The organism is Pseudomonas sp. S3(2024), assembly GCF_036861315.1.
GTDB lineage: Bacteria > Pseudomonadota > Gammaproteobacteria > Pseudomonadales > Pseudomonadaceae > Aquipseudomonas > Aquipseudomonas putida_A.
Genome location: NZ_JAZAQQ010000004.1, coordinates 177,869 through 202,198 on the forward strand (window position 1 = coordinate 177,869; position 24,330 = coordinate 202,198).

Here is a 24,330-nt window from a genome sequence, read left to right on the forward strand (position 1 = left end):
ACTCCCCTCGGACCACTAATTGGACTTATGGGGACTGTATCGGCTGGGTGATGGCAATCTGTAACCCGATTTGTCCGACACCGCCACTCTGTAGGAGCTGCCGCAGGGGAGCGGCATGTCAGAACAGGCGGGCGAGCAGGGCGGTGACGGCGGTTTCGACGCGCAGGATGCGCTCGCCCAGTTGCACCGGTTGCAGGCCGGATTTGCCCAGCAGGTCGATTTCGTAGGGAATCCAGCCACCTTCGGGGCCGATCGCCAGGGTCACCGGTTCGCTCAACGCACGTGGGCACGGCGGGTAATTGCCGGGATGGCCGACCAGGCCGAGGGTGCCTTCGCTGATCGCTGGCAGACGATCTTCGACGAACGGTTTGAAGCGCTTCTCGATGATGACTTCCGGCAGCACGGTATCGCGGGCCTGTTCGAGGCCGAGAATCAGGTTCTCGCGAATCGCTTCCGGCTCGAGAAACGGCGTCTGCCAGAAACTCTTCTCGACCCGGTAGCTGTTGACCAGAATCACCTTCGACACGCCCATGGTCGCCACGGTCTGGAACACCCGTCGCAGCATCTTCGGGCGGGGCAGGGCCAATACCAGCGTCAATGGCAGCTTGGCCGGTGGTGGTTGATCGAGGGTGATACGCAACTCGGCTTCACCGACCTCAAGGCGAAGCAGCTCAGCCGAGCCCATCAAGCCATTGATCCGTCCCACGCGCAGGCTGTCACCGACTTCCGAGCGGTGAACTTCCTGCATGTGGGTCAGGCGCCGGTCACGCAGCACGACGCGGTCGGCCGCGATGAAGTCGGCCTCTTCGAGCAACAGCAGGTTCATGCCTGGGTCGCTGGCGGCTGGTCGTTGTGATCGTCGGCCGGTGTTTCGTCCGGGCGTTCGCGCTTGCTGATCAGGCCGCCGAACAGAATGCCGATTTCAAACAGCATCCACATCGGTACCGCCAGCAGGGTCTGCGAGAAGATGTCCGGCGGGGTGAGGATCATGCCGACCACGAAGCAGCCGATGATTACGTACGGGCGGATCTTCTTCAGGTATTTGACGTCGACCACGCCGATCCACACCAGCAGCACCACGGCCACCGGGATTTCGAACGCGACACCAAAGGCAAAGAACAGCGTCATCACGAAGTCGAGGTAACTGGTGATGTCGGTCATCATTTCCACGCCGGCCGGGGTGGCGGCGGCGAAGAACTTGAAGATCAGCGGGAACACGAAGTAATAGGCGAACGCCATGCCGGTGTAGAACAGCAGGATGCTGGACACCAGCAGCGGCACGGCGATGCGCTTCTCATGCTTGTACAGGCCCGGCGCGATGAAGCCCCAGATCTGATGCAGGATCACCGGAATCGCGAGGAACAGCGAGACCATCATCGTCAGCTTCAGCGGCGTCAGGAACGGCGACGACACATCCGTGGCGATCATCGTCGCGCCGACCGGCAGGTACTGGCGCAGCGGCGTCGAGACGAAGGTGTAGATCTGCTGGGTGAAGGCGAACAACCCGGCGAAGATGATGAACACCGCCGCCACACAACGCAGCAGGCGGGTGCGCAACTCGGTGAGGTGCGATACCAGCGGCATGTGCTGGTCGTTTTCAGGGAGATCGCTCATGGGGCTCGCGGCGGCAGTGTAGGGTCGTGAGGCGCTGGTGTGGTCGGCGCGGCGGTTGGGGCTACGTGTTCAACCGGAGTATTTGCAGCAGCGGGCACTGGTTCTGTCGGCGCAGCAACAGGTGCAGGTGCAGGTGCAGCGGGCGCGGCTGGCGCATGAATCGTCTGCTCGCCGACATGCTCAACTGGCGTCGGCTCCTGCTGAACCGGCGTGAAAATCTTTCGCGCCTCCTGCTCCAGCGACAGAATGTGCTCGTTGTGCAGTTGCCGACGGATCTCGTCGGCACCGATTTCACGTTCAACTTCCTGTTTGATCGCGTTGAAGCTGCGCTTCAGCCGGCCGACCCACAGGCCGGCGGTGCGCGCAGCGCCCGGCAGACGCTCGGGGCCCAGCACCAGCAGGGCGACGAGGCCGACGAGCAGCAGTTCAGAGAAGCTGATACCAAACATTTGTCAGTCTCACACGTCTTTGCGGATCGGCTCTTCGACTTTCTGCGCCTGCACGTCGATGGTGTGCGGCGGGTTGGCCTGAGCAGTGGCTTGCGGCTGCACCGGTGGTACCGGCTGCGCAGGCGTCACGGTCGGATCGGCGGCCGGTTTTTCGTCATCGTTCATGGCTTTGCGGAAGCCCTTGATCGACTCGCCGACGTCGGTGCCGAGGTTTTTCAGTTTCTTGGTGCCGAACACCAGCACCACGACTACCAGAATGACGATCCAGTGTTTCCAGTCAAAAATGCCCATGTTGCTGTTCCTCTCTAAAAATTGTTCAGGCGGACGGACGCGAGGCTTTCTCGACGTGTCCGGACAGACCGAAGCGACGATCCAGTTCATCCAGCACGGCCTGCGGATGCTGCCCCAGTTGGGCGAGCATGACCATGCTGTGGAACCACAGGTCGGCAGTCTCGTAGATCACATCGCTGCAGTCACCGCTGATGGCGGCGTCCTTGGCGGCAATAATGGTTTCGACCGACTCTTCGCCGACTTTCTCCAGAATCTTGTTCAGGCCCTTGTGATACAGACTAGCTACATATGAGCTGTCGGCAGCGGCGCCCTTGCGCTCTTCGAGTACCTGAGCGAGGCGGGTCAGGGTGTCACTCATGTTTGTGTCCTGCGGAATAGATTGCGTGCGGGTCTTTCAAGACAGGGTCGACCGTTTTCCAGTCGCCGTTTTCGAAGACGCGGTAAAAGCAGCTTTGACGGCCGGTATGGCAAGCGATGTCGCCGATCTGTTCGACCATCAGGATGATCACGTCGGCATCACAGTCCAGGCGCATTTCATGCAGGGTCTGTACGTGGCCGGACTCTTCGCCCTTGCGCCACAGCTTGCCACGGGAACGTGACCAGTAGATTGCACGGTTTTCCGCAGCGGTCAGTTCCAGCGCTTCGCGGTTCATCCAGGCCATCATCAGCACGCGTCCGGTCTTGTGATCCTGGGCAATCGCCGGCACCAGGCCATCGGCGTCCCACTTGATCTCGTCCAGCCAGTTTTTCATCTTCGACTCCGACAGCGAACCCGTACTTCGATAGTCAGGTTCAGGCGTTGAAACAGTGTGCCAGCCGATCAGCGAACTGGCTATCGGCGAACGACCAGATACAAGCCGACTGCCACCATGATGCCCGCCGGCCAATGCCCCAGTTCGTGCAGCGGGCCACCCGCGGCGAGGATCGTGCCGCCGGCCAGATGCGCGCAACCGAGCAGGCGCAGGAACCAGTCGTCCTTGCGTTTGTGCCACGGTGGCGGCGGGTCGTAGGCGTGCGGTTGCGACATGCGTTCGAGCAGATCGCGAGCCATGTTGGCCAGGTGCGGCAGCTGTTCGAACTGGCTCTGCACGTTGCCGAGCAAGGCTTTCGGGCTGACGCGCTCGCGCATCCAGCGCTCAAGGAACGGCTGCGCGGTGTTCCACAGATCCAGATCCGGGTACAGCTGACGACCGAGGCCCTCGATGTTCAACAGAGTCTTCTGCAGCAGAACCAGTTGAGGCTGGACTTCCATGTTGAAGCGCCGTGCGGTCTGGAACAGGCGCATCAGCACCTGGCCAAATGAAATATCTTTTAACGGTTTTTCGAAGATCGGTTCGCATACGGTGCGGATCGCCGCTTCGAATTCGTTGAGTTTGGTTTCCGCCGGCACCCAGCCCGAATCGATGTGCAACTGCGCCACACGGCGGTAATCGCGCTTGAAGAAAGCGAACAGGTTGCGTGCCAGGTAGTCCTGGTCTTCCGGGGTCAGGCTGCCGACGATGCCGCAGTCGATCGCGATGTACTGCGGGCTCCACGGGTTGACGGTGCTGACGAAGATGTTGCCCGGGTGCATGTCGGCGTGGAAGAAACTGTCGCGGAACACTTGGGTGAAGAAGATCTCCACGCCGCGCTCGGCGAGCATTTTCATGTCGGTGCGCTGGTCGGCGAGGGTCGCCAGATCCGTCACCTGAATCCCGTAGATGCGCTCCATCACCAGCACTTTCGGCCGGCACCAGTCCCAATAGACTTGCGGCACGTAAAGCAGCGGCGAGCCTTCGAAGTTGCGCTTCAACTGGCTGGCGTTGGCCGCCTCGCGCAGCAGGTCGAGTTCGTCGTAGATGGTTTTTTCGTAGTCCTGCACCACGTCCACCGGGTGCAGCAGGCGGGCGTCGGCGGAGACCTTTTCGGCGGCGCGGGCGAGGATGAACAGCCACGCCAGGTCCTGGGCGATCACCGGTTTCAGGCCCGGGCGGATCACCTTGACCACCACTTCTTCGCCGGTTTTCAGTTGCGCGGCATGCACCTGCGCCACCGAGGCCGAGGCCAGCGGTTCGACGTCGAAACGGCTGAACACTTCGCTGATCTTCTTGCCCAGCTGTTCTTCGATCAGCTTGATCGACAGCTGCGAATCGAACGGTGGCACGCGGTCCTGCAGCAGCATCAGCTCATCGGCGATGTCTTCCGGCAGCAGGTCGCGGCGGGTCGAGAGAATCTGCCCGAACTTGATGAAAATCGGCCCCAGATCCTGCAGCGCCAGACGCAGGCGCGCACCACGGCTCAGCTCCAACTGCTTGCGCGGCAACCAGCGCCACGGCAGCACATAGCGCAGCGCCAGGAGGAACCAGGGCAGCGGCAGCTCGAACAGCAGGTCATCGAGGCGGTAGCGGATCACGACGCGCTGGATGCGCAACAGACGGCGGACGGCAAGCAGCTTCATGCGTTATCGCTTGGGTCGAGGGATCGGGAAAGGCGCTCGAAACGCGCCTCGAGACGTTCCAGATCAACTTTGATCCGGTCCAGTTCGCTGAACCGCGCTTCGGCTTCGCGCTGCCCGACGAGGGTGCGCGATTCTTCGGCGAGGTATTCGGCGAGGTTCTGGTTGAGGCTGGCAAATCCTTGTTGATACCAGCGTGCGCGGCTGCGCAGGTGACCGCCAATCAGTTGCGTGGCGACCGGTCCGAGCCAGCGCGAGAGTTCGTACTCCCAGTCCAGCTCGAGGTCCTGCAGCACCCCGGCCAGTTCCAGCAGCACGCCGCTGTCACCGTCGAGCTCGACTTCCGGGGCGTGCAGCACCGCGGTCTTGTCTTTGCTCACGGCCAGTTTTACCAGGCTCGAGGCCGGGGCGCGCAGGGTGCAGTCGACGCCGGTTTCCCAGTGCGAGGCGAGCATCAGGCCCTCATCGCTGGGCAGGATGAACAGTTGCAGCGCCGGGCTGCGGCAATCGACGGCAATCACTTTGCCAGTCAGATGCGCCAGCCGCGGCAGCGCCGTGCTGTCGAGACGCAGCACCCGGTTCAGACCGAGTTCGACGCTGGCAAGCAGCCCGGTGAGCAACATCAGGGCTTGATGCCGCGGTGCAGGGCGACGATGCCTGCGGTCATGTTGTGATAGGTCACGCGGTCGAAACCGGCGTCGACCATCATCGACTTCAGGGTTTCCTGATTCGGGTGCATGCGGATCGATTCGGCCAGGTAGCGATAGCTTTCCGAGTCGTTGGTGATCAGCTTGCCCATCAGTGGCATGAAGGCGAACGAGTAGGCGTCGTAGGCTTTCGACATCAGCGCGTTGGTCGGCTTGGAGAACTCCAGCACCAGCAGGCGGCCGCCGGGCTTGAGCACGCGCAGCATCGAGCGCAGGGCGTCTTCTTTGTGCGTCACGTTGCGCAGGCCGAAGGCGATGGTCACGCAGTCGAAATGGTTGTCCGGGAACGGCAGTTTTTCCGCGTCCGCCTGAACGAATTCGACGTTGCCCGACACACCCAGATCCAGCAGACGGTCACGGCCGACCTTGAGCATCGATTCATTGATGTCGGCCAATACCACCTGACCGGTCGGGCCAACCAGGTGGGAGAATTTTTTGGTCAGATCACCGGTACCGCCGGCGATGTCGAGCACGCGGTTGCCTGCACGCACGCCAGACAGTTCGATCGCGAAACGCTTCCACAGACGGTGCATGCCGCCCGACAGAAGGTCGTTCATCAGGTCGTACTTCGCGGCTACGGAGTGGAACACCTCAGCGACTTTTTCCGCTTTCTGGCTTTCCGGAACGTTTTTGAAGCCGAAGTGAGTGGTGGGTTCGGCATCGCTGCCTTTGCGCTGATCAGTCATATCGCTGTCACCAAAAGAGAATGCGCGACATTCTAATCCCCAAGCCATGCTTTGTCTTGGAATGGCTAAAGGTAAGATGGGCGACCTTCGGGACGATTTGCCGCAGACGCGGTCAAGATTTACCGTCACCTATTCATCAAGCAGGAGTCATTCGATGGCCAAAATCAGTGTTGAGCGTGCCCACAGCCTGGGCAAGGAAGCCGCCCGCGAGAAGGCCGACAAGCTGGCGCAGAAACTCTCCGATCAATATGGTCTGAAGCCGCAGTGGTCGGGCGACACCCTGAACCTCAAGCGCTCGGGCGTGAAAGGCGCGGTGCATGTGGCCGACGACTCGATCCGCGTCGACGTGGAACTGGGCATCATGATGTCGGCCATGAGCGGCATGATCAAAGCCGAGATCGAGAAGGCGCTGGACAAAGCGCTGGTCTGATTTCTGCCGGAATTGAAATTCTCCTGTGGGAGCGGGCTTGCTCGCGAATGCGGTGCAACAGTCGACATTTCTCGTGACTGGTACACCGCATTCGCGAGCAAGCCCGCTCCCACATTTGTTTTGTGGTGCCCCTGCTGTTTATGTCAGTTGTTAGGGTGCCGTTTCTAATTTTTCTCCCTACTTTGTGCCTGAGCCCGACACTTTTGCGGGCAGTTCCTCAAACCTTCTGCGCGTGAGGTGCACCATGGCCAAAGTCATTCTGAAGAAAAAAATCGACGCTTCGACTTCTGCTCTGAGCGACGTCAAATCCTATGCCCGCAAGATCTGGCTGGCAGGCCTGGGTGCCTACACCAAGGTCGGCCAAGAGGGCAGCGACTACTTTCAAGAGCTGATCAAGGCTGGTCAAACTGTTGAAAAGAAAGGCAAAAGAGTCGTCACCGAAAAACTCGAAGCCGCCAATGCCGAGATCGACGAAGCCAGGGATGAAGTCAGCTCGTTCAAAGGTCGCGTCGAAGTTCAGCTCGACAAGGTCGAGAAGGCGTTCGACTCCCGTGTAGCAAGCGCCTTGAATCGTATCGGCATTCCGTCTAAACATGACGTTGAGACACTCTCTGCTAAGCTCGATGAGCTGACGGCATTGCTCGAACGCGTCGCGCGTAAATCTTAAGGAGAACGGGATGGCTGGTAAAAAGAACACCGATAAAGAAGGCAGCTCGTGGATTGGGAAAGTCGAAGACTACTCCCGCAAAATCTGGCTGGCTGGTTTAGGCGTGTACTCGAAGATCGACACTGACGGCAGCAAGCTCTTCGAGTCACTGGTCAAAGACGGCGAGAAAGCCGAGAAGCTCACCAAGTCGGCAGTCGGCAAGAAAGTCGATGCCGCCAAGGATTCCGCTTCTTCGGCCAAGTCGCGCATCAGCGGCGTGAAAGATCGCGCACTGGGCAAGTGGGACGAGCTGGAAGGGGCTTTCGACAAGCGCCTGAACAGCGCGATTTCGCGCCTGGGTGTGCCTAGCCGCAATGAAGTCAAAGCGCTGCACAGCAAGGTCGAGACCCTGACCAAGCAGATCGAGAAACTCACCGGTCTGAAAACCCAACCGGTCGCGGCGAAAACCGCAGCGGCCAAACCGGCAGCCAAAACCGCCGCCAAGCCATTGGCTAAAGCGGCTGCGAAACCAGCTGCCAAAGCTGCGGCCAAGCCCGCGGCAAAAACCGCTGCCGCCAAGCCTGCTGCTAAAACGGCCGCTGCCAAACCAGCCGCCAAGGCTGCCGCGAAACCGGTTGCTGCCAAAGCGGCTGCGAAACCTGCGGCCAAGTCCGCGGCCAAACCAGCCGCCAAGCCAGCAGCGAAAACCGCTACCGCGAAACCGGCTGCCAAACCTTCGGCCAAACCGGCTGCGGCGAAAAAACCGGCAGTGAAAAAACCGGCCGCGCCGAAGGCCGCTGCGCCGAAGCCAGCTGCACCCGCAGCAGCCAAGCCAGCCACCCCGGCAACCCCGGCCAGCGCGTCGAACTCCGCCGCTGCACCGACTCCGGTAGCCACCCCGACTGCTGCATCGACCCCGTCGACGCCAACCAGTCAGTCCTGATTTTTCAGGGCAAAACAAAACGCCCGGCCTGTGAAGGTCGGGCGTTTTTGTTTGTGCAGATAATCGCTGGAACAGCGCCATTCTCCTGTGGGAGCGGGCTTGCTCGCGAAGGCGGTGTGTCATTCAGCATTGATGTTGGCTGAGCCACCGCTTTCGCGAGCAAGCCCGCTCCCACTGGGGGAGGACAATGTGTAGCCCATTCATTCGTGATCTTCGAGGTACTGCAATGCCATCCGTTCAGTAGCGACTTTCACCGGCGGCAGCAGATGCGGCGCCACCAGCATCATGATCTGGTACACCACCAGTTTGACCTCGCCTTCACGATCGAGAATCCGTTGATAGTCCAGCGAGAACAGCAGGGTCAGGGTGATCTGTTCCACCAGTTGCCCCAACGCCTGGGTGTCACTGACCAGTTGCCCCGAAGCCTTCAACCGCGCCAGCAAGGACGCCAGCGTGCGCTTGAGGGCGTTGAGCAGGTTGCGAATGCCCTTGGCCAGTTTCGGCAGGCGCCCGGCGAGGTTCGACAGGTCCTGGAACAGAAACCGGTACTGCGCCAGGCGCTCGACGATCAGGTGCAGAAACAGCCAGTAATCCTCCGGCGCCAGCTCGGCATCCGATGGCGGATCGAGCAGCGGCGCCAGTTCGTTCTGGAAGCGTTCGAACAGGCCGAGAATCAACGGCTCCTTGCCGTGAAAGTGGTAGTAGAGATTGCCGGGGCTGATCCCCATTTCGTTGGCAACTTCCATGGTGGAGACGTTGGGCTCACCCTTTTCGTTGAACAGTTGCAGGGCACATTCGAGAATCCGGTCGCGGGTTTTCATCCAGTCTTCTTAGAAAAGTTCGGTTAAGCGTCAGCGCACATGCACGTAGGTGCCGGGTGCTGCCTCCATCGGTGGATAATTCGGGTTGCCGAGGGTAAACGTGGTTTCGTGCTGCGTGCCGGAGCGCTGCTGTATCCACTCCAGCCACTGCGGCCACCAACTGCCGTCGACGCGCTTGGCGTCGTAGTACCAGGCGCGCGGATCGCTGCTCAGCTTGCCGTTCTCGACGTAATTGGCTTTCGGGTTGCTCGGCGGGTTGAGGATGCTCTGCACGTGCCCACTGTTGGACAGTACGAAACGCCGCTCGCCACCGAGCAGCAGGGTCGAGCGGTACACCGCGTCCCACGGCGTGATGTGGTCGTTCATGCCGGCCACGCTGAAGCTGTCGACGGTGACTTTCTGCAGATCGATCGGCGTACCGCAGACTTCCAGGCCACCCGGGTGGGTCAGCGGGTTGTGTTTGAAGAAGTCCAGCAGGTCGCCGTGGAACGCGGCGGGCAGGCGAGTGTTATCGTTGTTCCAGTAGAGAATGTCGAAGGCCGGCGGCTCTTTGCCGAGCAGGTAGTTATTGACGAAGTAGCTCCAGATCAAATCGTTGGGCCGCATCCAGGCGAACACCTTGGCCATGTCGCGACCGTCGAGCACGCCTCGCTGGTAGGAGCGGCGTTTGGCCGCTTCGATGGTCTGTTCGTCGGCGAACAGCGTGGTCGGGGTTTCGATCTCACTGTCGAGCAGGCTGACCAGATAGGTCGCACTGGAGATCCGTCGCAGTTGCCGTTTCGCCTGCAGATGACCCTGCAGCGCGGCGATGGTCAGGCCACCGGCGCAGGCACCCATCAGATTCACCTCGCGCGCGCCGGTGATCGCCCGGCAGATGTTCATCGCTTCTTCCACGGCTTCGACGTAGGTCGAGAGGCCCCATTCCCGGTGGCGTACGTCCGGGTTGCGCCAACTGATCATGAAGGTCTGCAGGCCGTTTTTCAGCGCGTACTGGACAAAGCTGTTCTGCGGGCTGAGGTCGAAAATGTAGTACTTGTTGATTTGCGGCGGCACCACCAGCAACGGCTTGGCGTACTGTTTTTCGCTCATCGGCTTGTACTGGATCAGCTCCAGCAGCTCGTTGCGAAACACCACCGCACCGGTGGTGGTGGCGACGGTCTTGCCGACCTCGAACGCCTGCTTGGTAACCTGGCGTGGCAGGCCATCGTTGTGCAGCAGATCATCAAACAGATGGCTCAGGCCGCGCACCAGACTCTGGCCGCCGGAATTGAACAGCTCCTTGACCGCCAACGGATTGAGCAAGGTATTGGAGGGCGCGACGGCATCGTTGAGCAGGGTGAACGCGAAGTGCGCGCGAGCGCGATCGTCCTCGCTCATGCTGCTTTCATCGATCCAGCTCTTGACCTGTTTCTGCCAGGCCAGATACGCCTGCAGACTGCGCCGGTAGAACGGATTGAGGCTCCACGCCGGATCGGCGAACCGCGCGTCCTGCGGGTTGGTCGGGTGCAGGGTTTCACCGAGCAGCACGCGACCGAGCTGGCCACCGAGTTTCAAGGCGTGCTTCGCGCTGTGAATCGGGTTGCGCAGACCGTGGGCGGCGACGCTGCGCAAGGTCGAGAGCAGGTCCCGCCCACGCAGGCCGGTCATTGCACTTTGTGCATTGATGAACACGGCGGGACTGGGCACTACGCCCGTCGCAGGTTTGTCGCGCATGACTCAACACTCCTTCGTCTTCAGGTCAAAAACAAACTCACCGAACCAGAACACCATAGTCGCTGTTACGGGTTGCTGCCTGCGCGGCGTCCTGCCGCGCACTTTGTTCAAAACCTTGCATAAAGCCTGCCGCCGTGATTTATCCGCCCAGCGGGGTCGGGTGCGGGTGCATCACGGCGCGCTGCCGTTCCTCCTCAAGGAATTTCATGATGATCGGCGCCACGGCTTCGGCGCGGGTGATCAGGAACAGATGACCGTCGTCGATGATGTGCAGTTGGGCGTTGGGAATCCGCCAGGCGAGCATGCGCATGTTGATCAGCGGGATCAGTGGATCGTCGTCGCCGGCCAGCACCAGGGTCGGCTGATGGATCTTGTGCAGCCAGTGAATGCTGGTCCAGCCGAGGCCGGCGAACAGCTGCCAGTAGTAACCGAGCTTGCCCGCCGAACGCACTTTCGCCGCATGGCTGGCGGCCAGCGTCGGGTCGCGGCGGAACGAGCCGCCGTAAATCAACGGCGCGATGCGGATCACGTGCGATGGCTGGATGTAGCGGCGTGGGCTGGCCATCATCCACAGCACTTTCGGCTTGCCCGGCACCATGAAGGCGCCGGCCGCGGTCGCCGCCAGCACCAGTTTCTTGCAGCGTTCGGGGTAGTCGTGGGCGAATTGCTGCGCCAGCGCGCCGCCCCACGACACGCCGATCACGTTGACCTGACCGTAGTCGAGGTAGTCGAGCATCCGCGCCGTCAGCTTCGCCAGCCCGGGAAAGCGATAAGGCCGGTTGGGCGTCGACGAGCCGCCGACACCGGGTACGTCGAAGGCGATCACTTCCAGATCCGGGTCCAGCGCCGCGACAAACGGAAACACCAGCTCCAGGTTGGCGCCGATGCCGTTGAAAATCAGCAAGGGCGTCAAATGAGGCTTGCCGGGGCGTACCGCGGTGCGGAGGGTCTGCCCATCCAGATCGACGGTACGGAAAATGAACGGTTGCGGCATGCTTCAGGCCCTGTGGGTCAATCTCAATATCACCTCCAATCCCTTGTGGGAGCGGGCTTGCTCGCGAAGGCGTCGTGTCAGTCGCCAATGATGTTGGCTGATCAACCGCTTTCGCGAGCAAGCCCGCTCCCACAGGGGCATGAGGTGTGTCAGTTACCGCTCGTGAACGTAGGTGCCCGGCGAGGCCTCGCCTGCCGGATACGCCTTGTTGCCCAGTTTCAGTGGCGCCTTTTTCAGATTGCCCGAGCGTTCGGCCTGCCACGCCTGCCAGTACAGCCACCAGGAATCAGTGTGCTTGGTCGAGTTCTCTTGCCATTCGTCGGCATTGGCGGCCATGCCTTCGCTGGTCATGTAGCGCGATTTCGGGTTGCCCGGCGGGTTCAGGATGCTCTGGATGTGCCCGCTGCTCGACAGCACGAACTCGACCTTGCCACCAAACAGCTGCGCCGACTTGTAGCAGGACTTCCACGGGGTGATGTGGTCGTTGGTGCCGGCCAGCGAGAAGATGTCGGCGGTGACCTGCTTGAGGTCGATCGGCGTGCCGCACACTTCCAGTGCATTGGGGCGGATCAGTGGGTTGTTTTTGAACATCTCGATCAGATCGCCGTGGAACGCGGCCGGCAACCGGGTGGTGTCGTTGTTCCAGAACAGGATGTCGAACACCGGCGGCTCGTTACCGAGCAGGTAGTTGTTGACCCAGTAGTTCCAGATCAGGTCGTTGGGGCGCATCCACGCGAAGACCTTGGCCATGTCTTTGCCTTCGAGCACGCCGGCCTGATACGAATGGCGCTTGGCGGTTTCCAGCGTCTGTTCGTCGACGAACAGGGCGACGTCGCTGTCCAGGGTGGTGTCGAGCACGCTGACCAGCAGGGTCAGGGCGTTGACCTTGTTTTCGCCGAGGGCGGCATAGTGGCCGAGCAGGGCGGTGCAGGTGATGCCGCCGGAGCAGGCGCCGAGCATGTTCACGTCTTTGCTGCCGGTGATGGCGGTGACCACGTCGACTGCTTCTTTCAGCGCATCGATGTAGGTCGACAGGCCCCACTCGCGCTGGGCCTTGGTCGGGTTGCGCCAGCTGACGATGAAAGTCTGCACGTTATTACGCAGGCAGAAGCGCGCGAGACTCTTGTCCGGGCTCAGGTCGAAAACATAGAACTTGTTGATCTGTGGCGGCACCACAAGCAATGGCCGCTCATGGACCTGTTCGGTGATCGGCTTGTACTGGATCAGCTCCAGCACGTCGTTGCGAAACACCACCGCGCCTTCGGTCACGCCAAGGCTCTTGCCGACCTCGAATGCGCCCATGTTGACCTGGCTCGGCATGCCGCCGTTGTGCACCAGATCCTTGGCCAGATGCGAGAGGCCATCGAGCAGGCTTTTGCCGCCGGTCTCGAAGAAGCGTTTGACCGCCGCCGGGTTGGCGGCGGTGTTGGTCGGGGCCATGGCTTCGGTCATCAGGTTGATCACGAAGTGGCCGCGCGCGATGTCTTTGGGTGACAGGCTGCTGTCGTCGATCCAGGAATGGAGCTCCTTGCGCCACGCCAGGTAAGTTTGCAGATAACGTTTGTAGAGCGGGTTCTGACTCCACGCCGGATCAGCGAAGCGACGATCATCGCTGGCCGGTTGCAGTTCGGATTTGCCGAACAGCACATTCTTCAGTTCAAGACCGAAATGGGTCACGTGCTTGACGCTATGGATCGGTTGTTTGATGGCCTGGGTCAGCACCATTCGAGCAGAGGCCAGCAGATCCTTTCCGCGCAGCCCAACGACGGGATTAAGCCCCAGGGTGTTTTCCGAGGCTTGGTACTTCAGGTCATCGTTATTCTTGTTACTCATCTACGACGCTCCATTGTCCTGAGACGAGTACCCGGTTTCTGCTGTGCAGTTCCACAGCGAATGCCAGGTACTACTGCTCGGGTGACCGTTAATTCTGCATAGCTGCTTTACAGTCGTAGAGCACTGCAGGGAACTTGCCAGCTCCATTGGTTACCCGAGTTTAATTTTTTTCGCAAGCAGGCCGATCCTCGGCCACACAGCAGAGCATTCAAACAGATGAATTTAGAAAATGCCCTCTAAAGAGCAAGAGTCTTGGACTAGAGCATCAGCTTGACGATTGACTGGTCCGGATCGCGGGTTTTCCCGGCCGCTTTGAGCTCGGCCAGATAATCGGCCCAGAGTGCGTCATGACGTCGCCCCAGCTCGTAGAGATAATCCCAGGTGAACAGGCCGCTGTCGTGACCGTCGTCGAAGGTCAGTTTCAGTGCGTACTGACCGGCCGGTTCCAGGCCGCTGAGGCCGACATTGAGCTTGCCGAATTGCAGGATCGGTTTGCCGTGGCCCTGGACCTCGGCGGAAGGGGAATGCACGCGCAGGAATTCGGCGGGCAGGGTGTACTCCTCGCCGGACGCGTATTTGAGCGTCAGGGTTTTCGAGGCTTTGTGCAGTTTGATGTCGGTGGGGATCATGAGCAGGTTTCCGTCTTGTGCGGAACCTTGTGGGAGCGAGCCTGCTCGCGAATGCGGTGGTTCAGTCAACGCAACGGTTGAATGTACTGCCGTCTTCGCGAGCAGGCTCGCTCCCACAGTTCCATTACATCTGTAAGAGTGACCTACAGGATATAACGGGACAGGTCTTCGTTCTGCGCCAATTCGCCCAGATGGCTGTTGACGTACGCAGCATCGATCAGGATCGGCTTGTCATCATGCGCACTGGCCAGGTCGCCGGCGCTGAACGATACCTCTTCCAGCAGACGCTCGAGCAGCGTGTGCAGACGACGGGCACCGATGTTCTCGGTTTTCTCGTTGACCTGCCAGGCGATCTCCGCCAGACGCTTGATGCCTTCCGGCTGGAACTGGATGTTCAGGCCTTCGGTTTTCAGCAGCGCGCAATATTGCTCGGTGAGCGATGCGTGCGGCTCGCTGAGGATGCGCTCGAAGTCTTCCGGGCTCAGCGCCTTGAGCTCGACACGGATCGGCAGACGGCCTTGCAGCTCCGGCACCAGATCGCTCGGCTTGCTCAGGTGGAACGCGCCGGAGGCGATGAACAGGATGTGGTCGGTCTTGACCATGCCCAGCTTGGTGTTGACGGTGCAGCCCTCGATCAGCGGCAGCAGGTCGCGCTGTACGCCTTCACGGGACACGTCGGCGCCGCCGACATTGCCGCGCTTGGCGACCTTGTCGATTTCGTCGATGAACACGATGCCGTGTTGCTCGACCGCTTCCAGCGCCTTGGCCTTCAACTCTTCTTCGTTGACCAGACGCCCGGCCTCTTCGTCGCGCACCAGTTTCAGCGCTTCTTTGACCTTGAGCTTGCGAGCTTTCTTCTTGCCCTTGCCCATGTTGGCGAACAGGTTCTGCAGCTGGCTGGTCATTTCTTCCATGCCAGGCGGCGTGGCGATTTCGATGCCGGCCACTTCGGCGACTTCGATCTCGATTTCCTTGTCGTCCAACTGGCCTTCGCGCAGGCGCTTGCGGAACAGCTGACGGGTGTTGGAATCGCTGCTCGGTGCTTCTTCATTGCTGAAGCCCATGCGCGCCGGTGGCAGCAGTGCGTCGAGGATACGATCCTCGGCAGCGTCTTCGGCACGGTGACGCACGCGGGTCATTTCCTGCTCGCGGAGCATCTTGATCGCGGCGTCGGCCAGATCACGGATGATCGATTCGACGTCACGGCCAACGTAGCCGACTTCGGTGAATTTGGTCGCTTCGACCTTGATGAACGGCGCGTTGGCCAGTTTCGCCAGGCGACGGGCGATCTCGGTTTTACCGACACCGGTCGGGCCGATCATCAGGATGTTTTTCGGGGTCACTTCAACGCGCAGCTCTTCAGGCAGCTGCATGCGGCGCCAGCGGTTGCGCAGGGCAATCGCGACGGCGCGCTTGGCATCGTCCTGGCCGATGATATGGCGGTTGAGTTCGTGGACGATTTCGCGGGGAGTCATGGACATAGTAATTGACGGTCCTCAAGCAGAAACAAGCCGTGGCACTTTGGCCGCGTCAGGCTTATTCAGCGAGATCCTGCTCCTCAATGGTCTGGGTGTGGTTGGTGAATACACAGATGTCGCCGGCGATACCGAGGGCAGTTTCGACGATCTCACGGGCCGACAGGTCGGTCTTTTTCAACAGCGCGCTGGCTGCGGCTTGCGCGTAGGCGCCGCCGGAACCCATGGCGATCAGGCCGTCTTCGGGTTCGACCACGTCACCGTTGCCGGTGATGATCAGCGAGGCGTCCTTGTTGGCGACCGCGAGCATGGCTTCGAGGCGGCTCAGGGAGCGGTCGGTGCGCCATTCTTTGGCGAGTTCGACAGCGGCGCGGATCAGGTGGCCCTGGTGTTTCTCAAGCTGGCCTTCGAAACGTTCGAACAGGGTGAAGGCGTCGGCGGTGGCACCGGCGAAACCGGCGATGACCTGGCCGTGGTACAGGCGACGCACCTTTTTGGCGTTGCCTTTCATCACGGTGTTGCCGAGAGAAACCTGGCCGTCGCCGCCCATGACGACTTTGCCGTGGCGGCGGACTGAAACGATGGTGGTCAAGGGAAGAGTCTCCACGCAGCGGGGCGAAAATGCCTTATGCCCATTCATATGGGGGTGCTGGAGGGGATTTCAACCGGGGAGGGCGCAGGGGGACGAACGGCGGAGGACAGACCGGGAATATGTTGTGCCGGTTATGACGCCTTCGCGAGCAGGCTCGCTCCCACAGGGACTGCGTGATTCCTGTGGGAGCGAGCCTGCTCGCGAATGAACGATGACGCGATGCGACTGACGGAATCAGCGGCTCTGGCGTTGTTGTAACAACAGGTTGCTGAAGCCGCTGCCGGCCAGTTGTTTCTGCGCAGTCGTCAGCTGTTCGCGGTTGCTGAACGGGCCGACCAATACGCGGTACCAGGTTTCATCCTTCACCGTGCCCGACTCAACCGAAACGGCCTGGCCGAGCAGAATGATCTGCGCCCGCACCTTGTCCGCGTCCGCCTCTTTGCGGAACGAGCCGGCCTGGAGGAAGAACTTGGTCACCGGCGCCGCTTTCGCCACCGGTGGCGCTGGCGGCGGGGTAATACCTGACAGCGCAGCCTGCGCCCGCGCGGTATCGATCTTCGCCGCTTCCGCCGGGGTGACCGGCGTGGTCGGCACTTGTGGCGTCGGCAGGGTTTTCTCCGGCACGGCATCCGGCGGCACGATCACTTCCGATTCCGGCAGCAAGGTGTAGAAGTCGTACTTCGGCTTCACCGGTTGCGTCGGGCTCGGCGGGGTCTTGTTGGCCTCGGCGATCTTCGACGCTTTCTGCTGCTGCGCCTGCTCGACTTTCTCGCGCTTGACCGTGTCGCTGCCCTTGCCTGGCTCCAGTTTCATCAGAAATACGATGAACGCACCGACCGTCAGGCCGATGGCCATCCACAGCCAGCCCGGGATCGGTTGCTTTGCAGGAGCTTGGTAACGGCTGGCGCCACGCTTGGGTGCAGGTTTTTTCTTGGCAGCCAACTTACATGCGCTCCAGAGTTTCCAGGCCCAGCAGCTCCAGGCCTTGCTTGAGAGTACGACCGGTCAGCGCGGCCAGACGCAGACGGCTCTGCATCTGGGCCGGCGTCTCGGCGGCGAGGATCGGGCAGTTCTCGTAGAAGCTGGAGAACAGACCGGCGACGTCATACAGATAGGTGCAGAGGATGTGCGGTGTGCCTTTTTCCGCGACGTTGTTCAGCACTTCGCCGAACTGCGCCAGCTTCGCCGCCAGCTCTTGCTCGTGCGCCGCTTCGAGGACGATCTGGCCCTCGACTTCGCTGAAGTCCTTGCCCAGTTTGCGGAACACCCCGGCCACACGGGTGTAGGCGTACAACAGGTACGGCGCGGTGTTGCCTTCGAAATTCAGCATCAGGTCGAAGTTGAAGCTGTAGTCGCTGGTGCGGTGCTTGGACAGGTCGGCGTATTTCACCGCACCGATGCCGACAACCTTGGCGATGTTGCGCAGTTCGTCTTCGGCCAGTGTCGGGTTCTTCTCTTTGACCAGGTTGTAGGCACGTTCCTGGGCTTCGGTCAGCAAATCGATCAGCTTCACGGTGCCGCCGTCACGGGTCTTGAACGGACGGCCGTCGGCGCCATTCATGGTGCCGAAGCCCATGTGCTCCATTTCCATCGGATGGGTCACGAAACCGGCCTTGCGCGCCACGGCGAACACTTGCTGGAAGTGCAGGGCCTGACGCTGGTCGACGAAGTACAGTGCGCGGTCAGCCTTGAGCTTGCCGCTGCGGTAGCGCACGGCCGCCAGGTCAGTGGTGGCGTACAGGTAACCGCCGTCAGCCTTGACGATGATCACTGGCAGCGGATCGCCGTCGGCGTTCTTGAACTCGTCGAGGAACACGCACTGGGCGCCGTTGCTCTCGACCAGCATGCCGGCGGCTTTCAGGTCGTTGACCACGTTGATCAGGTCGTCGTTGTAGGCGCTTTCGCCCATCACGTCGGCCATGGTCAGTTTGACGTTGAGCAGTTCGTAGATCTTCTGGCAGTGCGACAGCGAGATGTCCTTGAACTTGGTCCACAGCGCCAGGCACTCGGCATCGCCGGCCTGCAGCTTGACCACCAGACCACGGGCGCGGTCGGCGAACTCTTCGGATTCATCGAAACGCTGCTTGGCGGCGCGGTAGAAGTTTTCCAGATCGGACAGCTCGTCGCTGGTGATCGGGTTTTCCTGCAGATACGCCATCAACATGCCGAACTGGGTGCCCCAGTCGCCCACGTGGTTCTGGCGGATCACTTCGTCGCCAAGGAACTCGAGCACACGGGCCACGCCGTCGCCGATGATGGTCGAGCGCAAGTGGCCGACGTGCATCTCTTTGGCCAGGTTCGGTGCCGACAGGTCGACCACGGTGCGCTGCGCCGGGCCGGCCTTGCGCACGCCAACGTTAGCGTCGGCCAGAGCGGCGTCGAGGCGCGAGGCGAGGGCCTGGGTGTTCTGGAAGAAATTGATGAAGCCCGGACCGGCGATTTCGGCCTTTGTGACGTTCTCGTCGGCCGGCAGCGCAGCGATGATTTTCTCCGCCAGATCGCGCGGCTTCATGCCCGCAGGCTTGGCCAGCATCATGGCGATGTTGCTGGCGAAGTCGCCGTGGGTTTTGTCGCGGGCGTTCTCCACCTGAATCGCCGGCGACAGGCCTTCAGGCAACACACCTTCGTTGACGAGTTGGGTGAGGGCTTGTTGGATCAGCTGGCGAATGGTGTCTTTCATGGTCTTCTCTTTCGACCGCAAGCGCGGCGGCGCATCGATGCGCGGGTGGAAAAACTGGGCATTATCCGTTGCGAAGACGGGCTTGCCAACCTTAGCAGGCAGCTTATGGATATGTGGTGACAATTCGGGCCTCTTCGCGAGCAAGCCCGCTCCCACAATGGATCAGCGGCGTTCATTTGTCTGGCTCATACCCTGTGGGAGCGGGCTTGCTCGCGAAGGCGATTTTCAGATCAATACAGATCCACGGGATCGACATCCAGCGACCAGCGCACCGCCCGCCCGCTCGGCATCTGCTCCAGCTCCAGCAACCAGCTGGCGAGCAACCGATGCAGCGGGGCCCGGGCTGCCGCCTGCACCAACAACTGTGCACGATAGCGACCGGCGCGGCGCTCCATCGGCGCCGGCACCGGCCCGAGCAATTCGATGCCGCTCAGATTCTGCTCGACCAGCAAGCGTTCGGCCGCGCTGCATGCCTCATCGAGAAAACCTTCGGCCTGCCCCGGTTTGTGCGCTTCGGCACGCAACAGGGCCAAGTGTGAAAATGGTGGCAGTCCGGCAGCCCGGCGCTCGCTCAAGGCCTGCTCGGCGAAAGCGAAGTAACCCTGCTCGGTCAGTTGCACCAATAAAGGATGGTCGGCCAGGTGGGTCTGGATGATCACCTTGCCCGGCTCCTCCGCCCGCCCGGCGCGCCCGGCGACCTGCACGATCAATTGCGCCATGCGCTCGCTGGCACGGAAGTCGCCGGAGAACAGTCCGCCGTCGGCATCCAGAATCGACACCAGCGTGACCCGCGGGAAGTGGTGCCCCTTGGCCAACATCTGCGTGCCGACCAGAATGCATGGCTGGCCCTTCTGAATCGTCGCGAACAGTTGATTCATCGCGTCCTTGCGCGAAGTGCTGTCGCGGTCGACGCGCAGTACCGGGTAGTCCGGGAACAGAATCGCCAGGCGTTCTTCGGCGCGCTCGGTGCCGGCGCCGACCGGTCGCAAATCGACCTTGTTGCACTTGGGGCATTGGCGCGGCGTGCGCTCGACGTTGCCACAGTGGTGGCAGCGCAGTTCGCCGTAGCGCTGGTGCACGGTCATTCGCGCATCGCAGCGCGAGCACTCGGACATCCAGCCGCAATCGTGGCACAGCAACGTCGGCGCAAAGCCGCGCCGGTTGAGGAACACCAGCACCTGCTGGCCCGCCGCGAGGGTCTGGCCGATGGCTTGTTGCATCGGCCCGGAAATGCCGCTGTCCAGCGGACGGCTTTTCACGTCCAGCCGCAGGAAACGTGGTTGCTTGGCACCGCCGGCTCGCTCGTTGAGACGCAGCAGGCCATAACGACCGGTGTAGGCGTTGTGCAGGCTTTCCAGTGAAGGCGTGGCGGACCCGAGGACGATCGGGATGTTTTCCTGTCGCGCGCGCACCAGTGCCAGATCCCGGGCGTGGTAGCGCAGGCCTTCCTGCTGTTTATAGGAGCCGTCGTGCTCTTCGTCGATGATGATCAGCCCCGGGTTCTTCATCGGGGTGAACAGCGCCGAGCGGGTGCCGATAATAATGTCGGCCTCGCCGTCGCGGGCAGCGAGCCAGGCGTCGAGACGCTCACGGTCGTTGACCGCCGAATGCAGCAGGGCGATGCGTGCGTTGAAGCGCTGCTCGAAACGCGCCAGGGTCTGCGGGCCGAGGTTGATCTCCGGGATCAGCACCAGTGCCTGCTTGCCGGCTTCGAGGGTTTCGCGGATCAGTTGCAAATAGACTTCGGTCTTGCCGCTGCCCGTGACCCCGGCCAGCAGAAACGCGTGATAACTGTCGAACCCGGCACGGATCGCTTCGTAAGCGGCGCGTTGTTCGGTGTTCAGCGGCAACTCCGGTTGCGCCAACCAATGTTCATGGCGCACGCCAGGGGCGTGCCGACGAATCTCCACTTGCACCAGACCCTTGGCCAGCAGCAGGTCGAGGCTGTCCTTGCTCAGCATCAGCTTGCTCAACAACTGATGGGCCACGCCGTGCGGGTGCTGCGCCAGTGTTGCCAGTGCTTCCCGTTGCCGTGGCGCGCGGGCGACGCGCGGATCATCGAGGCTGGCGCCGGGCGCGACTGACCAGAAACGCTCCTGTCGCGCCTCGGCCAGTTCGCCCTGACGCAGCAGCACCGGCAGCGCCCAGCTCAAGGCGTCGCCGAGGCTGTGCTGGTAATACTGCGACGTCCACAGACACAGCTTGAACAGTGCGGGCGGCAGCGGCGGTTCGACATCGAGCAGGGCCAGCGCCGGTTTGAGTTTCTCCAGCGGCACGTCGCTGGTGTCGGTGATCTCGACCAGAATCCCGATCATCTCCCGCCGCCCGAACGGCACCCGCAGGCGCATGCCCGGTTGCAACTGGGCACGCGACACCCCGGCCGGGGCCCGATAGTCGAACAGGCGGCGCAGGGGCGAAGGCAGGGCGAGGCGCAGAATGGCGTCGGGCACGCGGGGGGATCTCGATCAGCAGGCGATTAAAAGGACTGCGTATATAACCTGTGGGAGCGAGCCTGCTCGCGAAAGCGGTGTATCAGGCGGCTGATATGCTGGCTGATAGATCGTCTTCGCGAGCAGGCTCGCTCCCACAGGGACAGCGCAATGGGCCGGGAGCCTAGCAGACGGTCGGTCTCAGGGACAGCTTGCGCGATTGACATTGTCTGGTAGAATCCGCGGCCTAATTACGTGCGGTATTCAACAATAGTGTTGGGTGGCGGCACGCTAGCTGAGGAAGACATCATGAAAGCTGATATCCACCCGAATTACCCAGAAGTTGCAGTAACCTGCAGCTGCGGCAACAAGTTCGAAACCCGTTCGACCTTCGGCAAAGCCCTGGCGATCGACGTTTGCAACGAGTGCCACCCGTTCTACACCGGTAAGCAGAAGACTCTGGACACCGGTGGCCGCGTTCAGAAGTTCGCCGACCGTTTCGGTGCCTTCGGCGCCAAGAAGTAAGATTGGTCATTCTGGAAAACTTCGACGGTTTCTCCAGGCTGATGAAAAAGGCGTCCCTTGTGGGCGCCTTTTTTGTGTCCGCGATTTGGCTGTCCGCTGCCCAGGCGTTTTGCCCCACGCCTGCCGGCCTCAGCAGTGTCAGCGTCCAGCGCGTGGTCGATGGCGACACGCTACGCCTGAGCGATGGGCGCAGTGTGCGGATGATCGGTCTCAACACGCCGGAGTTGGGCAAGCAGGGCCGCAGTGACGAACCCTTCGCCGTGGCGGCACGTAAACGCCTTGAAGTACTGGTGGCGGACAGCGGCGGTCGGGTCGGTCTGCTCCCAGGCAAGCAGGCCAAAGACCATTACGGTCGCACCCTCGCGCATGTCTACAGCACCAACGGCACCAATCTTGAAGCGCAAATGCTCGCCGACGGCCTTGGTTTTCAGGTGGCGGTGGCACCGAATGTCGATCTTGTGGCCTGTCAGCAGGCGGCCGAACGCAGCGCCCGGCAGGCCGGTCGGGGCCTGTGGCGCCAGTCACCTGTACTGAAAGCGGAGCAGATCCGCACTTCGGGTTTCGCCGTGGTCAGTGGGCGTGTGAGCAAGGTTCAGCGCAATCGCGGCGGAATCTGGATCGAGTTGCAGGACTCGGTTGTACTGCGCGTTGCACCCAATCTCGTCAGACAATTCGACAACGCCCGGTTGCAGACGCTGCAGGGCAGGCAGATCGAGGCTCGCGGCTGGATCGTCGACCGTTCGCGGCGTGGCGGGTTGAAACCGGGTCAGCCGCGTTGGCTGCTGCCGTTGACCGATCCGTCGATGCTGCAAAGCGCGCGCTGAAGAAAAATTGTAGACATTTTTTCTATCGATTGTGAACAGTCCAGCCCTTGTGCGCCGTGGCTCTTGGCCCAAAGTCGTAGGACAGGGCGCTTGACAGGGGTGACCGCTCAGTCTTGTGGGGACTTTGCGAGGCGCGTATCCTCGCTGACCAGTCTGTCCAACAGTAAAAAGCGGAATGCCAAAATGTCTGATCTGAAAACTGCCGCTCTCGAATATCATGCCAATCCTCGTCCAGGGAAGCTGAGTGTCGAGCTCACCAAGGCCACTGCTACCGCCCGCGACCTGTCGCTGGCCTACAGCCCCGGCGTAGCTGAACCAGTGCGTGAGATCGCCCGCGATCCTGAACTGGCCTACAAATACACCGGCAAGGGCAACCTGGTTGCAGTCATTTCCGATGGCACCGCGATTCTGGGCCTGGGTAACCTCGGCCCACTGGCCTCCAAGCCAGTGATGGAAGGTAAAGGTGTACTGTTCAAGCGCTTCGCCGGTATCGACGTATTCGACATCGAAGTCGACTCCGAAAGCCCGCAAGCCTTCATCGACACCGTAAAACGCATCTCCATCACTTTCGGCGGCATCAACCTGGAAGACATCAAGGCGCCTGAGTGCTTTGAGATCGAACGTGCTCTGATCGAGCAGTGCGACATTCCGGTATTCCACGATGACCAGCACGGCACCGCGATCGTGACCGCTGCGGGCATGATCAACGCCCTGGAAATCGCCGGCAAAACCCTGCCGGAAGCCAAAATCGTCTGCCTCGGCGCCGGCGCTGCGGCCATCTCCTGCATGAAGTTGCTGGTGAGCATGGGCGCAAAAATCGAAAACATCTTCATGGTTGACCGTACCGGCGTGATCCACTCCGGCCGTGATGACCTGAACCAGTACAAAGCCGTGTTCGCTCACGCCACCGACAAGCGCAGCCTGGCTGATGCTCTGAAAGGCGCTGACGTGTTCGTCGGCCTGTCCGGTCCGAACCTGCTGAGCGCTGAAGGTCTGCTGTCGATGGCGGCCAACCCGATCGTCTTCGCCTGCTCGAACCCGGATCCGGAAATCTCCCCGGAGCTGGCACACGCCACCCGCAGCGACGTGATCATGGCCACCGGTCGTTCCGACTACCCGAACCAGGTCAACAACGTTCTGGGCTTCCCGTTCATCTTCCGTGGTGCCCTGGACGTTCGCGCCAAGCGCATCAACGAAGAAATGAAAGTGGCTGCGGCCAACGCCCTGCGTGAACTGGCCAAACTGCCAGTGCCACAGGACGTGTGCGACGCCTACGGTGGTGCGCCGCTGGAATTCGGTCGTGAGTACATCATTCCGAAGCCAATGGACAAGCGCCTGATCACCCTGATCTCCGACGCTGTGGCCAAGGCCGCGATCGAGACCGGTGTGGCGACCCTGCCGTATCCGAAGAACTACCCGCTGAAAAGCGTGGATGACGTGTTCAACGGCTAAGCCGTTGTAGCGCTTCAACGAAAGCCCCGGCTTGTGAGAGTCGGGGCTTTTTTGTGCCAGTGTGATTTGTGGTGTTCTTCAGTGCCTCTTCGCGAGCAAGCCCGCTCCCACAGGTTTTGTGGCTACAACTCGCTCACTGTGGGAGCGGGCTTGCTCGCGAAGA

At 61.3% G+C, this 24,330-nt stretch carries 25 protein-coding genes; 6 read left to right on the top strand and 19 right to left on the bottom strand.

The window, feature by feature from the left end; all coding sequences use genetic code 11:
* Nucleotides 1-118: 118 nt before the first annotated feature.
* The 9 genes from VLA07_RS12590 to ubiE form a co-directional block, all read right to left on the bottom strand.
* The gene (locus tag VLA07_RS12590; protein ID WP_333989367.1) at nt 119-826 is read right to left on the bottom strand and encodes a 16S rRNA (uracil(1498)-N(3))-methyltransferase; all 708 of its coding nucleotides are present in this window, start codon (nt 824-826) and stop codon (nt 119-121) included.
* Nucleotides 823-1,614: a twin-arginine translocase subunit TatC gene (gene tatC / locus VLA07_RS12595; RefSeq protein WP_027611295.1), complete on the bottom strand. Its 792-nt coding sequence runs from the start codon at nt 1,612-1,614 to the stop codon at nt 823-825. The genes VLA07_RS12590 and tatC overlap by 4 nt, the downstream gene beginning before the upstream one ends.
* Complete coding sequence (gene tatB / locus VLA07_RS12600) at nt 1,611-2,063, bottom strand: Sec-independent protein translocase protein TatB (protein ID WP_333989368.1); 453 nt, start codon at nt 2,061-2,063, stop codon at nt 1,611-1,613. Before tatB ends, tatC begins: the two co-directional genes overlap by 4 nt.
* A 9-nt stretch (nt 2,064-2,072) precedes the next feature.
* Complete coding sequence (locus tag VLA07_RS12605) at nt 2,073-2,354, bottom strand: twin-arginine translocase TatA/TatE family subunit (protein WP_003220847.1); 282 nt, start codon at nt 2,352-2,354, stop codon at nt 2,073-2,075.
* A 25-nt stretch (nt 2,355-2,379) separates the two neighbouring features.
* Entirely contained in the window at nt 2,380-2,712 is a 333-nt protein-coding gene (locus VLA07_RS12610) for a phosphoribosyl-ATP diphosphatase (protein WP_003220849.1), read from the bottom strand.
* Nucleotides 2,705-3,106 carry a phosphoribosyl-AMP cyclohydrolase gene (hisI, locus tag VLA07_RS12615; protein ID WP_007909357.1) on the bottom strand — a complete coding sequence of 134 codons (402 nt, stop codon included), beginning with the start codon at nt 3,104-3,106 and terminating at the stop codon, nt 2,705-2,707. The genes VLA07_RS12610 and hisI overlap by 8 nt, the downstream gene beginning before the upstream one ends.
* A gap of 80 nt (nt 3,107-3,186) precedes the next feature.
* Complete coding sequence (ubiB, locus tag VLA07_RS12620) at nt 3,187-4,791, bottom strand: ubiquinone biosynthesis regulatory protein kinase UbiB (RefSeq protein ID WP_097087007.1); 1,605 nt, start codon at nt 4,789-4,791, stop codon at nt 3,187-3,189.
* A complete protein-coding gene (locus VLA07_RS12625; protein WP_007961778.1) occupies nt 4,788-5,411 on the bottom strand; it encodes a ubiquinone biosynthesis accessory factor UbiJ in 624 nt (207 codons plus the stop codon). Before VLA07_RS12625 ends, ubiB begins: the two co-directional genes overlap by 4 nt.
* A complete protein-coding gene (gene ubiE, locus VLA07_RS12630) occupies nt 5,411-6,181 on the bottom strand; it encodes a bifunctional demethylmenaquinone methyltransferase/2-methoxy-6-polyprenyl-1,4-benzoquinol methylase UbiE (RefSeq protein WP_007961779.1) in 771 nt (256 codons plus the stop codon). Before ubiE ends, VLA07_RS12625 begins: the two co-directional genes overlap by 1 nt.
* Nucleotides 6,182-6,335: 154 nt before the next feature.
* Between ubiE and VLA07_RS12635 the strand changes: the two genes are divergently transcribed.
* The 3 genes from VLA07_RS12635 (at nt 6,336) to VLA07_RS12645 (ending at nt 8,200) form a co-directional block, all read left to right on the top strand.
* Nucleotides 6,336-6,611: a polyhydroxyalkanoic acid system family protein gene (locus VLA07_RS12635; protein ID WP_330206770.1), complete on the top strand. Its 276-nt coding sequence runs from the start codon at nt 6,336-6,338 to the stop codon at nt 6,609-6,611.
* Nucleotides 6,612-6,855: 244 nt separating this feature from the next.
* Complete coding sequence (locus VLA07_RS12640; protein ID WP_095137995.1) at nt 6,856-7,278, top strand: phasin family protein; 423 nt, start codon at nt 6,856-6,858, stop codon at nt 7,276-7,278.
* A gap of 10 nt (nt 7,279-7,288) precedes the next feature.
* Nucleotides 7,289-8,200, top strand: a complete 912-nt coding sequence (locus tag VLA07_RS12645; RefSeq protein ID WP_333989369.1) for a phasin family protein — start codon at nt 7,289-7,291, stop codon at nt 8,198-8,200.
* Nucleotides 8,201-8,400: 200 nt separating this feature from the next.
* Here the strand turns inward: VLA07_RS12645 and VLA07_RS12650 are convergent, their stop codons facing one another.
* The 10 genes from VLA07_RS12650 to VLA07_RS12695 form a co-directional block, all read right to left on the bottom strand.
* On the bottom strand, nt 8,401-9,021 hold the full coding sequence (locus VLA07_RS12650) for a TetR/AcrR family transcriptional regulator (RefSeq protein ID WP_027611301.1): 621 nt from the start codon (nt 9,019-9,021) through the stop codon (nt 8,401-8,403).
* A 30-nt stretch (nt 9,022-9,051) separates the two neighbouring features.
* Nucleotides 9,052-10,734 carry a class II poly(R)-hydroxyalkanoic acid synthase gene (gene phaC / locus VLA07_RS12655; protein ID WP_003220865.1) on the bottom strand — a complete coding sequence of 561 codons (1,683 nt, stop codon included), beginning with the start codon at nt 10,732-10,734 and terminating at the stop codon, nt 9,052-9,054.
* Between the two features lie 139 nt (nt 10,735-10,873).
* Nucleotides 10,874-11,728 carry a poly(3-hydroxyalkanoate) depolymerase gene (phaZ, locus tag VLA07_RS12660; RefSeq protein ID WP_027611303.1) on the bottom strand — a complete coding sequence of 285 codons (855 nt, stop codon included), beginning with the start codon at nt 11,726-11,728 and terminating at the stop codon, nt 10,874-10,876.
* Nucleotides 11,729-11,881: 153 nt separating this feature from the next.
* Entirely contained in the window at nt 11,882-13,561 is a 1,680-nt protein-coding gene (gene phaC / locus VLA07_RS12665) for a class II poly(R)-hydroxyalkanoic acid synthase (RefSeq protein ID WP_103368730.1), read from the bottom strand.
* Nucleotides 13,562-13,818: 257 nt separating this feature from the next.
* Entirely contained in the window at nt 13,819-14,190 is a 372-nt protein-coding gene (locus tag VLA07_RS12670) for a gamma-butyrobetaine hydroxylase-like domain-containing protein (protein ID WP_177408978.1), read from the bottom strand.
* Nucleotides 14,191-14,333: 143 nt separating this feature from the next.
* On the bottom strand, nt 14,334-15,671 hold the full coding sequence (gene hslU, locus VLA07_RS12675; RefSeq protein ID WP_007968354.1) for an ATP-dependent protease ATPase subunit HslU: 1,338 nt from the start codon (nt 15,669-15,671) through the stop codon (nt 14,334-14,336).
* Between the two features lie 55 nt (nt 15,672-15,726).
* Nucleotides 15,727-16,257 carry an ATP-dependent protease subunit HslV gene (gene hslV, locus VLA07_RS12680; protein WP_007968352.1) on the bottom strand — a complete coding sequence of 177 codons (531 nt, stop codon included), beginning with the start codon at nt 16,255-16,257 and terminating at the stop codon, nt 15,727-15,729.
* A 234-nt stretch (nt 16,258-16,491) separates the two neighbouring features.
* Complete coding sequence (locus tag VLA07_RS12685; protein WP_041074932.1) at nt 16,492-17,199, bottom strand: SPOR domain-containing protein; 708 nt, start codon at nt 17,197-17,199, stop codon at nt 16,492-16,494.
* A 1-nt stretch (nt 17,200) separates the two neighbouring features.
* On the bottom strand, nt 17,201-18,937 hold the full coding sequence (gene argS / locus VLA07_RS12690; RefSeq protein WP_333989370.1) for an arginine--tRNA ligase: 1,737 nt from the start codon (nt 18,935-18,937) through the stop codon (nt 17,201-17,203).
* Between the two features lie 230 nt (nt 18,938-19,167).
* Entirely contained in the window at nt 19,168-21,387 is a 2,220-nt protein-coding gene (locus tag VLA07_RS12695) for a primosomal protein N' (protein ID WP_333989371.1), read from the bottom strand.
* A 288-nt stretch (nt 21,388-21,675) separates the two neighbouring features.
* Here VLA07_RS12695 and rpmE point away from each other — a divergent pair, with 288 nt between their 5' ends.
* From rpmE to VLA07_RS12710, 3 genes are all read left to right on the top strand, one after another.
* Nucleotides 21,676-21,891, top strand: coding sequence for a 50S ribosomal protein L31 (gene rpmE / locus VLA07_RS12700; RefSeq protein ID WP_007968345.1), 216 nt, complete (start codon nt 21,676-21,678; stop codon nt 21,889-21,891).
* Nucleotides 21,892-21,932: 41 nt separating this feature from the next.
* The gene (locus tag VLA07_RS12705) at nt 21,933-22,715 is read left to right on the top strand and encodes a thermonuclease family protein (protein ID WP_333989488.1); all 783 of its coding nucleotides are present in this window, start codon (nt 21,933-21,935) and stop codon (nt 22,713-22,715) included.
* Nucleotides 22,716-22,898: 183 nt separating this feature from the next.
* Nucleotides 22,899-24,167 (top strand): malic enzyme-like NAD(P)-binding protein, encoded by a 1,269-nt coding sequence (locus tag VLA07_RS12710; protein WP_003220889.1) that lies wholly within the window; start codon nt 22,899-22,901, stop codon nt 24,165-24,167.
* Nucleotides 24,168-24,330 lie beyond the last annotated feature (163 nt).